14 protein-coding genes and 1 riboswitch are annotated in these 12668 nt (G+C 56.1%); of the genes, 6 read left to right on the top strand and 8 right to left on the bottom strand.

Annotation, left to right across the window (positions count from 1 at the left end):
- Positions 1–103: 103 nt before the first annotated feature.
- The 4 genes from HED22_RS18700 to HED22_RS18685 all read right to left on the bottom strand — a co-directional run bounded on the left by HED22_RS18700 (position 104) and on the right by HED22_RS18685 (position 3349).
- A complete protein-coding gene (locus tag HED22_RS18700) occupies positions 104–685 on the bottom strand; it encodes a helix-turn-helix domain-containing protein (protein ID WP_167725118.1) in 582 nt (193 codons plus the stop codon).
- Positions 686–753: 68 nt separating this feature from the next.
- Entirely contained in the window at positions 754–1323 is a 570-nt protein-coding gene (rsmD, locus tag HED22_RS18695; protein ID WP_167725116.1) for a 16S rRNA (guanine(966)-N(2))-methyltransferase RsmD, read from the bottom strand.
- A 5-nt stretch (positions 1324–1328) separates the two neighbouring features.
- Complete coding sequence (locus tag HED22_RS19835; protein WP_217701911.1) at positions 1329–2630, bottom strand: pseudouridine synthase; 1302 nt, start codon at positions 2628–2630, stop codon at positions 1329–1331.
- On the bottom strand, positions 2627–3349 hold the full coding sequence (locus tag HED22_RS18685; protein ID WP_167725114.1) for a gamma-glutamyl-gamma-aminobutyrate hydrolase family protein: 723 nt from the start codon (positions 3347–3349) through the stop codon (positions 2627–2629). The genes HED22_RS19835 and HED22_RS18685 overlap by 4 nt, the downstream gene beginning before the upstream one ends.
- A 269-nt stretch (positions 3350–3618) precedes the next feature.
- Between HED22_RS18685 and HED22_RS18680 the strand changes: the two genes are divergently transcribed.
- Positions 3619–4071 (top strand): nucleoside deaminase, encoded by a 453-nt coding sequence (locus tag HED22_RS18680; RefSeq protein ID WP_167725112.1) that lies wholly within the window; start codon positions 3619–3621, stop codon positions 4069–4071.
- 10 nt (positions 4072–4081) lie between these two features.
- Here HED22_RS18680 and HED22_RS18675 read toward each other — a convergent pair whose 3' ends face one another.
- Positions 4082–4555 (bottom strand): Rrf2 family transcriptional regulator, encoded by a 474-nt coding sequence (locus HED22_RS18675; protein WP_167725110.1) that lies wholly within the window; start codon positions 4553–4555, stop codon positions 4082–4084.
- Positions 4556–4708: 153 nt separating this feature from the next.
- Here HED22_RS18675 and HED22_RS18670 point away from each other — a divergent pair, with 153 nt between their 5' ends.
- Entirely contained in the window at positions 4709–5338 is a 630-nt protein-coding gene (locus tag HED22_RS18670; RefSeq protein ID WP_167725108.1) for a bifunctional 2-polyprenyl-6-hydroxyphenol methylase/3-demethylubiquinol 3-O-methyltransferase UbiG, read from the top strand.
- Positions 5339–5403: 65 nt separating this feature from the next.
- On the opposite strand, the gene HED22_RS18665 is transcribed toward HED22_RS18670, so the two are convergent.
- Positions 5404–5670, bottom strand: a complete 267-nt coding sequence (locus tag HED22_RS18665; protein ID WP_167725106.1) for an Atu4866 domain-containing protein — start codon at positions 5668–5670, stop codon at positions 5404–5406.
- A gap of 82 nt (positions 5671–5752) precedes the next feature.
- Positions 5753–6487, bottom strand: coding sequence for an SDR family oxidoreductase (locus HED22_RS18660; RefSeq protein ID WP_167725172.1), 735 nt, complete (start codon positions 6485–6487; stop codon positions 5753–5755).
- Between the two features lie 182 nt (positions 6488–6669).
- Here HED22_RS18660 and HED22_RS18655 point away from each other — a divergent pair, with 182 nt between their 5' ends.
- Positions 6670–7587 (top strand): AraC family transcriptional regulator, encoded by a 918-nt coding sequence (locus HED22_RS18655; protein WP_167725104.1) that lies wholly within the window; start codon positions 6670–6672, stop codon positions 7585–7587.
- Between the two features lie 4 nt (positions 7588–7591).
- Here the strand turns inward: HED22_RS18655 and HED22_RS18650 are convergent, their stop codons facing one another.
- Positions 7592–9193, bottom strand: a complete 1602-nt coding sequence (locus HED22_RS18650) for a glucan biosynthesis protein (RefSeq protein ID WP_167725102.1) — start codon at positions 9191–9193, stop codon at positions 7592–7594.
- 172 nt (positions 9194–9365) lie between these two features.
- Positions 9366–9570, top strand: a riboswitch (cobalamin riboswitch).
- A gap of 223 nt (positions 9571–9793) precedes the next feature.
- Here HED22_RS18650 and HED22_RS18645 point away from each other — a divergent pair.
- The 3 genes from HED22_RS18645 to HED22_RS18635 are packed head-to-tail and all read left to right on the top strand — an operon-like array spanning position 9794 to position 12629.
- The gene (locus tag HED22_RS18645; RefSeq protein WP_167725100.1) at positions 9794–10825 is read left to right on the top strand and encodes an ABC transporter substrate-binding protein; all 1032 of its coding nucleotides are present in this window, start codon (positions 9794–9796) and stop codon (positions 10823–10825) included.
- A complete protein-coding gene (locus tag HED22_RS18640; protein WP_175581318.1) occupies positions 10822–11856 on the top strand; it encodes an iron ABC transporter permease in 1035 nt (344 codons plus the stop codon). Before HED22_RS18645 ends, HED22_RS18640 begins: the two co-directional genes overlap by 4 nt.
- Positions 11853–12629, top strand: coding sequence for an ABC transporter ATP-binding protein (locus HED22_RS18635; RefSeq protein ID WP_167725098.1), 777 nt, complete (start codon positions 11853–11855; stop codon positions 12627–12629). Before HED22_RS18640 ends, HED22_RS18635 begins: the two co-directional genes overlap by 4 nt.
- Positions 12630–12668 lie beyond the last annotated feature (39 nt).

Here is a 12668-nt window from a genome sequence, read left to right as displayed (position 1 = left end):
AAGGAAGGGTGCGGATAAGAGAGTTAATTACCAGATTTCCTTACCGGAATGCCACGTATGAAATATGCGCCAGCGTACGGATCAGGTACGGATCAGATCCGGATCAGATATGCGCAGGGTTCTGATCAAAACCGGTGGTCAGGCGTACTGCCGTCCCATCAGACAGGAAGAACCGTTCCCACAGGATATAGGTATCGACAATCCGCAGTGGATCGCCATCGCGGCGAGAGTTTTCAAAAGTCAGGTGATCGGTCTGATCTTCATGCCAGCCAAGGTCATGCAGGCTTTTCTCTGCTGATGCGATTTCCGGGGTGGCAAAACGCCAGAGCGAGGTGCCAAGCAACGGTGTACTGTCACGTTGCCATTCGTTTTCGCGCGGCCGCGATAGGCACAGCAGACGGTGCGATCGGTCCTCGATCAGATGAACGCGTTGGGAAGAATGCATGACCAGTCTCTTGATAGCGTGATCAAGGCGGAAATTGCGTTTGCGCGTCATCATCTGATGGATCAGTTCGTGCTGCAAAGGGGCCGGGCTTTGCGCCCCGCTTTCCCAGCGCGAAACGGTTGCCTGCGTGACGCCCAAGATATCCGCCAGACGCGATTGCTTGATGTCGCTTGTGCGTCGCCACTGGCGCAAAAGGCGACCAAATTCCTTGTTGGGTGCGGTTTCAGACAGGCGTTTCATGACGATCAACCGATTTTGGACGTAGCCCAATCTATCACATAATGCGGATAGGGCCAGCCGTACGCCAATCAGGCAGCAAAACGGCCGATATCGATCTGGCAGCGACCATATTTGCGACTGTCGCACAGATCAAAACCCGCAAGCGTGATTTCCGGATCGCGCGGATCACGTTCGGCAACAATCAATGTATTGCCATCAATCCATCCGGCCTTGGCAAGGGCGGTGATGGCGGGCTCGATCAGGTCCTTGCCATAGGGTGGATCAAGAAACACCATGCTGGCCGGTTGGTTCGCACGCGGTGGTTTGGTCGCATCGGCACGTTGTGCGCGGGCCTGATCGGAAATGCGCAGTGCATCGATGTTTTGCTCGATGATGGCAACCGCCTTGCGATCAGAATCAAAGAATACCGCTTTGTCAGCACCGCGTGAAACGGCTTCAAGCCCAAGCGCACCCGATCCGGCAAAGGCATCAAGGATCACCCCGTCATAAAGCGGGTTGAAGTCATCCTCATACCAGCGTGATGCGTGTGACAGGATGCTAAACAGGGCCTCGCGCACACGATCAAGGGTCGGGCGCGTATCGCGTCCTTCAGGTGCGTTCAAAACCCGACCACGATGGGTGCCGCCGACAATCCGCATTCAGCTTAGTCCTTCTTGCCGCGCGGACGGTTGCCGGAAGGCTTGCGACCCGGCGCGCTGTTTGCGCTGTTGCTGGAACGACCGGCGGGTTTGCCCGATGGCTTTCCGCCTGATTTCCCGCGTCCGCGTCCTTCGACAAAGCCCGGTTTGCCCTCGCGGCCACCGGCATCACGTCCACCACCGTCGCGTCCGCCATCACGTCCACCAGTGGCCTTGCCCTCGGCACTATAACGCCCGCGGCCCTTGTTGGTCGGACGGGACGATCCGCGTTCTTCGCGCATATCGCGTTCCTGCCGAACGGTACCACTCGCTGCTCTGCCGCGGCCACCTGCACGCGGGGCGGCACCGATGCGCGGGCCTTTGCGTGCAGCACCACCAGACGGACGTTCTCGGGTGTCACGCTGTTCTTCGTCCTCGGCATTCTGGGATGCGGGGTTCGGGCCACCTTGCGGGCGTTTGCGCTGGGCTGGTTGGCCAAAGACGGTGCGTGGTGCCTTCGGGCGGGATGTGCCGCCACGGGCAACGGATTTCTTTTCGGAAACCTTGGAATAGTCACCCTTGAAGAACGCAGCGAGCTGTTCTTTCATCACCTTGCCGGTGATTTCTTCGCAGTCGCCGGGTGCGAGATTGCCGAGCTGGAACGGGCCATAGGAGACACGCATCAGGCGCGTCACCGGCCAGCCAAGATGTTCCATGACACGGCGGATTTCACGGTTCTTGCCTTCGCGCAGCGTGACGGTCATCCAGGCATTGGTGCCTTTCTGAACGTCGACTTCGGCATGGATGGAGCCATAATTGATCCCGTCAACCGTGACACCGTCTTCAAGCTGTTTCAGCTTTGCCTCGTCGATCTGGCCATGCACACGCACGCGATAGCGCCGCGCCCAGCCGGTGGCGGGCAGTTCAAGGTAACGGGCAAGCTCGCCATCATTGGTCAGCAACAGCAACCCTTCGGAATTCAAATCAAGTCGGCCAACCGAAATCACGCGCGGAACGTAACTTGGCAGATGTTCAAACACCGTATCGCGGCCCTGTTCATCGCGGTGGCTGGTAACCAGACCGCGCTTTTTAAACAGACGCCAAAGACGGGGCTTTTCCTTTTCGGGAAGCGGCTTGCCATCGACAATGATTTCGTCTTCGTCGGTCACAGTCACGGCCGGAGTATCAAGCTTTTTGCCATTGAGGCGCACAAGCCCCTCGGCGATCATGCGTTCGGCGTCACGGCGCGAGCAAACACCCGATCGTGCAATGCGCTTGGCAATGCGTTCGGGCTTGTTGTCATCCGGGGTGGTGTTCTTGTCGCTCATTTGCGGGCCTCGGAAATCAGGGCGTCGAAAATCTTCGCATCGCCCGAACTGATATGAAATTCGGGATGCCACTGGACCCCGAGACAATAACGGTATTTCGGATGCTCAATCCCCTCGATCACGCCATCGGGCGCATAGGAATTAATGATCACATCCGGGCCAACACCCGCCGCCGCCTGATGGTGGGCGGAATTGACCGACAGTGTTTTTACATTGCCAACGATCTTGGCCAGAAGCGTGTCGGGTTCCACCGTCACATCATGGCCGGGTTCGTTGCGCGGGTTTGGCTGTTCGTGGGGCAGGCAGTTCTCAACGCTATCGGGGATGTGCTGGATCAGCGACCCACCCAGAATAACGTTCAAAAGCTGCTGGCCACCACAAATACCCAGAACCGGCATGTCGCGTTTCAGCGCGCCTTCGGCCATTGCCCATTCAAATTTGGTGCGCCGATCCTTGGTGACAACCGTGTCGTGTTTTTCGGTCGCGCCAAACAGGCTGGGATCAACATCAAACGCGCCACCGGTCACCACCAGCCCGTCAATCAGATCAAGCAGATCGGGAACCAGTTCAACCTCGTGGGGCAGGGGCATCGGAATACCGCCCGCCTCGGTCACCGCACCGGCATAGTTTTCACGCAGCGCATACCACGGGAATTTGGAATAGCCCCCCGGTTCTTCGGAATCGAGTGTGATACCAATGATCGGCTTGCGCGTGGTCATGATGGATATGGCCTTGATGCTTGTGACGGAAACTCAGGCGGAAACTAACTGTGTAACCCTGTCAGGGCAACGGCAATTCACGCTGATAGTCTATGCGTTCTGCGCAGGCAGGAAGTGCCTGCACACCAAACGATCTTTAACAGATGATCGCTTGACCGATTATCTGTGTGGTAGCACTCTGGTCCCTAAGCCCTAAAATGAAGTAAAAACAAGATCAGCTGTGACAGGCCACGTTGTTTGTCGGATGGCGCAAGCGGGATGGAAAGATCATGAGTGCAGACAGCTATATGGACATGGCCCTTGAAGAGGCCCGCGCCGCCGCCCGTCGCGGCGAAGTGCCGGTCGGTGCCGTTCTGGTTGATGCTGATAGCGGAGATGTGCTTGCGCGTGCTGGCAACCTGACCGAGGAAATGAACGATCCAACCGCGCACGCCGAAATCCTGGTGATCCGGGCGGCTGCCGGGGCCAAGGGCGAGCCACGTCTTCCCAACTGCGATCTGTATGTCACGCTTGAACCCTGCCCGATGTGCGCGACCGCCATTTCATTTGCCCGTCTGCGCCGGGTCTATTTCGGCGCCTATGATCCCAAGGGCGGCGGCGTTGATCACGGTCCGCGCGTCTTTGAAAGCACAAGCTGCCATCACCGCCCGGAAGTCTATGGCGGCATCGGCGAGGTCGAGGCCGCCAAGCTTTTAAAAGAGTTCTTTGGGTCGCTCCGCTGACTGCTTGCAACTAGCGCGTCGCTGCGAGTTCATGAGTTAGATCATCCTGCGACAATCCAAGTTCGCCCAATCGTTTTTCAAAATCATCGGCCAGATCGGCCATGGTGACCGATGACAGCACCGTCATGAAGGTCTTTGACGCCATTTCAAGAGCATGGGAGGTCGCGGTATTTGCGGCCTTCTCCATCAAGCATTCGGATTCTTCATCCCCGCAACCCAGGGCAAAAAGGGTGGGGGCACCAAGTGCGTGATAAATCTCGGCCAGCGTGATTTGATCAAGTGGTCTTGCCAATTGCCAGCCGCCACCATGCCCCTTGATCGACGTCAGTATGCCCTGATCGCGCAGACCCGCCATGGTGCGCCGGACCACAGCCGCATTGGTGTTGAGCATCTCAGCCAACTGGTCGGATGTTGCCGGGTCTTTCATGCCGCTGAGATGCAAAAGCGCATGTAAAACGCGCGGAAGGCGATTGTCTTGGCGCATGGATCGGTCCTGTCTGGCGTTCGATTTTCCAGTCATTTCTAGCACATGTAACTTTCAAAGATACATGAAATTGACAGGCGAGCATAATCATGTAACTTTTAATGATACGTGAGTCGTGAGCACGCCACCATCAACAAATCCGAAAGACATGACATGAATATCGATCCGAAAATGGACCCAAGGAAGTTTTGGCAAGAAACCTATGAAAAGGCGTCACCGCAAACGAGTGGTAAACCATCCGCCATCCTTGAACGCTTCGTCAAAGACCGTACTGCTGGCTGCGCGCTTGAACTTGGCTGCGGCAAAGGCGACGACGCGGTCTGGTTAGCCAAACAGGGGTGGACAGTCACTGCCGTTGATGTCTCGGAAACCGCATTAGGCTATGCGCGGGCGAATGCAGAACGCAACGGCGTGGAACATCAGATTACCTTCGAAGCACACGATCTGACCAAAAGTCTGCCGGATGGTGTCTTTGATCTGGTGAGCGCACAATTCCTGCAGTCCCCTGTCGAGTTCCCTCGTGAGGCGGTTCTGAACCGCGCGGCTGCAATGATCGCAAAGGGGGGATTGTTGCTTGTGACCACTCATGGGTCGCGGCCGTCTTGGTCATGGGCACCAGAAGATACGGTGTTTCCAACCCCGCAAGAAGCCCTTTATGCACTGACGCTTGATCACACCCGTTGGCGTCAGATCGCAGTCGATAATTTCGAACGGATGGCAACCGGACCAAAGGGCGAAAAGGGATCAGTAATCGATACCGTCATTGCCCTTGAGCGTCTCTGACAAAACAAAAACCGGGCGGGTTTTGCATGCCCGCCCGATGTGCTTTGCCCGATTACAAAGGTTGCTTAGTCTTTGGCCGTTTCACGGAACATCACCATGCCACCGTGATACAGGACATCATTTTCGAAATGGCCATCGGCGGTAAAACCGGTGTCGTCCTGATAGGTGATGTAATTCCCCGAGACCTGATAATCGCCCAGATAGGCTGATTTCCGCGTGCCACGGGCTTCGTCATAGCGACCATCGGCACGGAGTTCCTGACGGATATGACCATCCTTGGTCACCCACATGCCGACATAGGGATGGGGAAGGCTTTCTGTACTTTCAGGCATCTCTGATCCCTGTTGGCTGAGGGCTGGTGGTGCGAACACCACCAGCAAGGTTAGCAGGCGTAAGCCCGAAGGTTGAGTTGCATCAGAACGCCGATGCTGTCGGACGCACAATGACTTCGTTGACGTCAACATCCGCTGGCTGATTAAGGGCATAAAGCACAGCCCGCGCAATGGCATCCGGGGTAAGCGCGATCTGGCGGAATTGGGTCAGAAGCTCTTTACTGGCCGGATCGGTAATGTCATGGCCCAGTTCGGTTTCGACCACGCCCGGCGAAATGGTGGTGACACGGACATTGGTGCTTTCCTGACGCAGGCCTTCGGAAATCGCCCAGACCGCGTATTTGGTTCCACAATAGACGGCACCGCTCGAATATACGTTGTGTGCGGCAATGGACGCGGTATTGATCACATGACCACCCCCCTGTTGTTCAAACAGCGGCAGGACAGCCGCAATACCGTTCAGAACCCCGCGAATATTGACGTTGACCATGTTGTCCCATTCGTCGGTTTTCAGTGCCGACATCGGGGCAAGCGGCATCACGCCGGCATTGTTGAAAATCGCATCGACACGGCCATAAAGGTTCTTTGCGTTGTAAACCAGTGCCTCGACACTATCGGCGCTGGTGACATCCACTGAACGGGCCATTGCGCTGCCGCCGGCAGCTTCGATTTCGGTCGCAATCTGGTCAAGGCGTTCCGTGCGGCGGGCACCAAGCACCACCTTGGCACCGCGTGATGCCAGAAGGCGGGCGGTGGCTTCGCCAATGCCGCTGCTTGCACCGGTGATGATGACGGTCTTGTTTTCGACATGGTTGATCGGGTTCGACATGACATGCTCCTTTGCGTTTGTGTCATGGCGCTTACTGTGTCGATAAAGTCCCCGCTGATGAATACACAGAACTCGAATTGGATTGCCTGATCCTCCAAATGCGGCATTGAGTGCTTTGTCAAGGCGCGCAGGTGTGTATAGTCCACATCAGGGAAACAAAGGGTTTTGTAATGGATAGCTATCAAAAGCTTTGCAATCTGATTGACAAATACTGCGAGGCAGATGGTGCTGTGCGGACGGCGGTCGAGCCGGTATGGATGTTCCGCTCCACAAGCCCGACCCTTAAGGTGCCGACGATCTACAAGCCTTGCCTGTGCCTGATTATCTCGGGAAGCAAGGAAGTTACACTCGGTCAGGAAGTCTATCGCTATGAGCCGGGTCAATTGTTGGCCGCGTCGGTCGATTTGCCGATTGTCGGGCATGTAACGCTGGCCAGCGATGACGCGCCTTATCGCAGCCTGTCTCTTGATCTGGACGCAGAGATCCTTGGCGAACTTGTTGCCAGTATGGATATCAAGATTGGCGGTGACGGCGAAAGTGCGCGCGGACTGTTTGTCGAGAAAACAACAGAAAGCCTGACTGATGCTGTCTTGCGGGTGGTCGAGCTGCTTGAGCGACCGGGTGACGTGCCGGTTATGCTGCCGCTTTTGATGCGCGAAGTGCATTATCGCTTGTTGTGTACAGGCAAGGGGGCCGTGATCGCAAGCCTTGCAATCGGCGGCAGCAACATGCAGCGGATCTCGGCTACGCTTCAACTGATCAAGGACAATTTCGACAAGCCGTTGAAGGTGGAAGAGCTGGCAACGCACGCCAATATGAGCCCGTCTTCCTTCCATCATCACTTCAAGCAGGTTACGGCCATGAGCCCGCTTCAGTATCAAAAGCGTCTCCGCCTGACCACGGCGCGTCAGATCATGCTCGCCGAAATGAAGGATGCCGCCTCTGCCGCCTATGCGGTCGGGTATGAAAGCGCGTCACAGTTCAGTCGTGAATATGCCCGCATGTTCGGGGCGCCGCCGATACGCGATGTCATGGCGATCCTGGGGCTGGGTGGGGCCAGCGGTTCTGCCGACATGGCACCGCATTAACCGGTTACCCCTGATGCTGGTTACCGAGTGCTGGCAGATGCTGGAACATCCAGGTTTCACTCAGCGGCGCATAGCCGCGTTTCAGATACATCCGCAAATCAACCGGATCTGTGCCAGCAGCTTTCAGGTCAAAGGCTGCGCGCCAGATGCGGGTATCCATGATCGGTTCGATCTTGGTGCGGGTGATTTCCCCGCGCGAAGTTGAAACGACGATTTCGGGGAATTCGCCGTATTCGAGCGTCCCAAGAACCTCGCCTTCGAACTCAACCGAAAACTTGATTTCATCCTTGGGGCGGTTGGTGCCGGGCTCCCCGCCGCGACCCATGCGGGTGGCGGTTGCGGTTGCCAGTTCCTTGACCGGGAACGGGTTATGGGCCTGCCAATACAGGCGGTATTTGAACTGATAGGAATTGCCGGCTTTGGCGTCGCCATTCGGGACCCAGAAGGCGGCAATGTTATCGTGGATTTCATCGTCGGTCGGGATTTCGATCAACTGCACCGCACCTTCATTCCAGTCGCCTTGCGGTTCGACCCACAGGCTGGGGCGACGGTGATAGCGCACGCCATCCAGATAGTTTTTCACATCCCGATCACGCTGCATCAGGCCAAAGCCACGCGGGTTATGATCGCCAAATGCGGATGCGCGGATGGTTTCGGGGTTGTTCAGCTGTCGCCAGATTCGCTCACCCCCGCCGGTCCAAAGTTCAAGCCCGTCACTGTCATGAACTTCCGGTCGCCAGTCAAAGCGGAACGATTTGTTCTGTTCGGAATACCAGAACATGCTGGTCAGCGGCGCGATGCCAAGACGTTCGATGTCCTTGCGGACAAACAGATGCTTTTCAACATCCATCGTCACCCCTTCGCCGCGATAAAGCAGGAATTTATAAGCACCCGTGATGCTCGGCCCATCCAGCAGGGCATAGACCGTCACCGGGTCTTCGGGGTTTTTTGCCGGTTCGATAAAGAACTGACGGAAATCGGGGAATTCTTCGGGGGCTGAGGTTGCCGTATTGACCGCAATGCCGCGCGCAGACAGGCCATATTGGCCTTCATCGCCAATCGCACGGAAGTAAGAAGCGCCAAGGAATGCTGCCCAGTCCTGGGTTTTCCAGTCATCGCGCGCCTGATTTTCATGCAGGCGGAAACCGGCAAAGCCGCTATTGGCGGGCAGTTGGCGGGCAATGCTGTCTTCGGGCATGTCAAAGTAATCAGGCTTGTAGATCACTTCGCGCGCCTGCCCTTTGTCCAGAAGATACATATGCACCGGTTTGGCGAAATACATACCCAGATGGAAGAAGGTCAGCGGATAGGTGCCCGACCCGTCGGAAAACGGCGAATGGTCGCGTTTGTAATGCAGCTTGCCGTGCGTGTCGTAATCAATCTTGCCGACAATTTCCGGATTTGGTGCAACGGGGGGCTCATAGGCCGATGCGGCCATGGATTTGGCGCGTGTAATCAGATCGGCAAAATCAAAGCGCTGTGGGTCGCCAAGATCAAGGCCCGGGACATCTGCCAAAGCATGCTGATAGATCGACATTCCCGGCAGGACAAGACCGGCTGCCGCGATGGATTTCAAAAAGCGTCTGCGTTCAACAGAAGTCGTCATGTTTATTACATTCCAGTGGTTTGAGTTGTCGGGAAAGCATACCCGGCAGTGTGGAGGTAATCGGGATGAAACATGGCAAATTCAAGGTCGCGTCGATTGCCTTTTATGCATGGAGCTGTGGTGTTAATACCACTGGTGGTCCGGCAATTTTCTTGACCGTGTTTTGGCTTTGATCTAACCGTGACGTGTCGGTATCCGATATTCGGATAAAGGGAATTCGAGATGGGCCTGATATTGGCTCATTAACCGAAGCTGCCCCCGCAACTGTAGGCGGAGAGCATTTTTCTGACCAATGCCACTGGGATAAAACCCGGGAAGGCCAGGGAAAATGCGTTGACCCGTAAGCCAGGAGACCTGCCGACACGAAGACGACGGACCGGGCGGGGTGCCCCGGAGGATGTCGGTAAATGTCATCTTTGCGGACCGATTGAATATCAATCAATCCGTCTTCTGGGCATGACAGATCCCGCCATTTTTCAGCACGTTAGCCAGTCCCTTGACCGTAGTAACTTTAATGTTATGTTATAACATAACATTTACAGGAGAGTGCCTCATTCAAGGCTTTGCCTTCAATGGGCTTCTCCATGAAAGGACAATAACGTGCTTACGATTAATAGACAGGGTTTGGCAGTCGGGGTGTTTGCTGCTGGACTGGTATTTACAGCAACAGGTGCGCAAGCAACTGAATATCCGCTTACCATTGAAAACTGCGGGCGCAGTGTGACGTTTGAAAAGGCACCTGAACGGGTGGTTTCGCTGGGTCAAAGCAATACCGAAATCCTTTATCGCCTGGGGCTGGCAGACAAGGTTGTCGGAACCGCCGTGTGGTTCAATCCGGTGGCAGAGGAATACCGCGAAGCCAATGCCAAGGTGAAACGCCTTGCCGATAATGATCCAAGTTTTGAAAGCGTTGTGGGTCAGAAGCCGGACCTCGTGACCAACCAGTATCAGTGGCATGTCGGCCCGAATGGTGCCGTTGGCACGGTCAAGCAGTTCAACGAACTTTCCATCCCGGTTTACACAGCACCTGCCGATTGTGTGGGCAAGGATAACACCACCGGCGGCGATGGCACGCGGCTTGATGCGTTTTCGATGGATCTGATCTATCAGACGATTAGCGAAATGGCGTTGATCTTTGATGTTGAAGATCGCGGTGAAAAGCTTGTTGCAGATCTGCGCGCCCGCGAACAGGCCGCCCGCGAAAGTGTCGAAACCGTTGATGGCAGCGGCATCAGCGCCCTTTTCTGGTTCTCAAGTGCGGAGATCGATGTTGATCCGTTCGTTGCCGGGCAAAAAGGTGCGCCGGGCTATATCGCCAATATCCTCAATGTCAGAAACGTCATCGAAAGCGACGATGAATGGCCGAAAGTCGGTTGGGAAACCATCGCGCGTGCCAACCCGGACATTATCGCCATCGGGAAAATGGAACGTCGCCGTTTCCCGGCTGATGACTGGCAACTGAAAATGAAATTCCTGAAATCCGATCCCGTGACCAGCCAGATGGATGCGGTTCGCAATGACCGGATCGTGGTGATTGATGCGATGTCGATGAACCCGACCATCCGCACGATTGATGGCATTGAAATGGTCGCCAAGGCGGTTGTCGATCTGCGCAAGAGCCAAACCAATTGATCGCAGTGCTTTCATCTGCACCAGGACGTCGCACCAGTGCCGCTTTTGCTGCGCTGGTGCTGCTGGGTTTATCGTTGGCCTTTGCCGCGTCGGTTGGTGAAACGGCCATCCCCATCCAGACGGTGATGGACACCATCGCCAATCATGTCTGGGGTGCCGGATATGATGTTGATCCGATTGATGCTGGTATTGTCTGGAATTACCGCCTCAGCCGGGCGGTGGTTGCGGCGTCCTGCGGGGCGGCACTTGCTTTGTCTGGTGCGGTATTGCAGGCACTTTTGCGCAATGCGCTTGCCGATCCCTATTTGCTCGGTATTTCTGCCGGGGCATCGACCGGGGCGGTCAGTGTCGCCATTCTGGGTGTCGGGGCCGGGATGTTTGGCCTGTCGGTTGGGGCTTTTATTGGCTCTGTCGTGGCTTTTGCCTTTGTCTCCTTGTTGGCATTGCAGGCCGGGCGGGGCACCGGGGCGATCATTCTGGCGGGCATTGCCGGTGCGCAGCTTTTTAATGCCCTGACATCTTTTATCGTCACCAAATCCGCCAGTGCCGAGGAAGCCCGTGGGATCATGTTTTGGCTTCTGGGCAATCTAAGCGGTGTGCGGTGGCCCGATGCCACACAAGCCTTGCCGATGGCGATCATTGGGTTGCTGGTATGTCTTTGGCATGCGCGTGCACTTGATGCCTTTACGTTCGGTCGGGATTCGGCCGCATCGCTTGGCGTGCCGGTGCGGCGCGTTTATGTGATCCTGATTGGGGTGTCCGCCCTGATGACGGCGGTGATGGTCAGTATTGTGGGTTCCATAGGATTTGTCGGGCTGGTTATTCCGCATGCGGCGCGCTTCTTTGTTGGCAATCGGCACGGACTTTTATTGCCATTGTCCGCATTGATTGGCGCGCTTTTCCTTGTCGGGGCGGATGTGATTTCGCGGGTGATTGTCCCCGGTCAGGTTTTGCCGATTGGGGTGATTACGGCACTCGTCGGGGCACCTGCCTTTGCGCTTATTCTTTGTCACGGAAGGATATTGCGGTGACGTTGGAGCTGCGCAATATCAGCTGGTCGGTCGGTTTCAAAAAGATCGTGCGTGATGTGTCGCTGCGCGTCGAGCCGGGCGAGTTTTTGGGCGTGATCGGTCCGAACGGATCAGGCAAAACCAGTATGATGTCGGTGTTGGGGGGTATTCGTCCGCCAAGCGATGGCATGGCGTTGCTGGGTGACCAAGCGATGCGCAAGGTCGGGCGTCGCAATCTGGCGCGCCGGATCGGCTTTGTCGAACAGCAGGCCGATACCAGCGACCGCATCACCGTGCACGAGGCGGTGTCGCTTGGACGGACACCCTATCTCAGTCTGCTGTCGCCCTGGTCAGAAATTGATGATGATATTGTCGCCAGCGCGCTTGAAAGTGTTGGCATGGGCAATATGGCTGATCGTATCTGGCACACATTATCTGGCGGGGAAAAACAACGGGTTCATATCGCGCGTGCTTTGGCTCAGCAACCCGATTACCTGTTGCTGGATGAGCCGACCAACCATCTGGATATTCAGCATCAGCTTGGGCTTTTGGAGCTGGTGCACGTCTTGCCGGTTACTGTCGTTGCGGCCTTGCACGATCTGAACCACGCGGCGCTGTTTTGTGACCGGATCGCGATGATGGATGGTGGCAAACTGATCGCAGTCGGAACCCCGTCTGAAATTCTGACACAACAGAATTTGCGCGACGTATTTGGGGTTGAAGCCGACATAGAAACCCAACATGACGGTCGCTGTCACATACGATATCGGGTGCGCAACCAGATGGAAGTTTAAGCCGAAAAAGGCCGGGTTGCGTAACCCGGCCTTTTAAAT

Origin of the sequence: Thalassospira sp. HF15, from assembly GCF_011806525.1 — a bacterium.
GTDB lineage: Bacteria > Pseudomonadota > Alphaproteobacteria > Rhodospirillales > Thalassospiraceae > Thalassospira.
The sequence above is the reverse complement of the archived record's forward strand: the minus strand, read 5'-3'. Positions and strand labels throughout refer to the sequence as shown.

Excerpts from the sequence above, each read along its gene's own strand:
- HED22_RS18675 (WP_167725110.1), bottom strand. The coding sequence starts at position 4,555 with ATGCGCCAAGACAATCGCCTTCCGCGCGTTTTACATGCGCTTTTGCAT.
- HED22_RS18680 (WP_167725112.1), top strand. The coding sequence starts at position 3,619 with ATGAGTGCAGACAGCTATATGGACATGGCCCTTGAAGAGGCCCGCGCC.
- HED22_RS18650 (WP_167725102.1), bottom strand. The coding sequence starts at position 9,193 with ATGACGACTTCTGTTGAACGCAGACGCTTTTTGAAATCCATCGCGGCA.
- HED22_RS18655 (WP_167725104.1), top strand. The coding sequence starts at position 6,670 with ATGGATAGCTATCAAAAGCTTTGCAATCTGATTGACAAATACTGCGAG.
- HED22_RS18685 (WP_167725114.1), bottom strand. The coding sequence starts at position 3,349 with ATGACCACGCGCAAGCCGATCATTGGTATCACACTCGATTCCGAAGAA.
- rsmD (WP_167725116.1), bottom strand. The coding sequence starts at position 1,323 with ATGCGGATTGTCGGCGGCACCCATCGTGGTCGGGTTTTGAACGCACCT.
- HED22_RS19835 (WP_217701911.1), bottom strand. The coding sequence starts at position 2,630 with ATGAGCGACAAGAACACCACCCCGGATGACAACAAGCCCGAACGCATT.
- HED22_RS18700 (WP_167725118.1), bottom strand. The coding sequence starts at position 685 with ATGAAACGCCTGTCTGAAACCGCACCCAACAAGGAATTTGGTCGCCTT.
- HED22_RS18665 (WP_167725106.1), bottom strand. The coding sequence starts at position 5,670 with ATGCCTGAAAGTACAGAAAGCCTTCCCCATCCCTATGTCGGCATGTGG.
- HED22_RS18670 (WP_167725108.1), top strand. The coding sequence starts at position 4,709 with ATGAATATCGATCCGAAAATGGACCCAAGGAAGTTTTGGCAAGAAACC.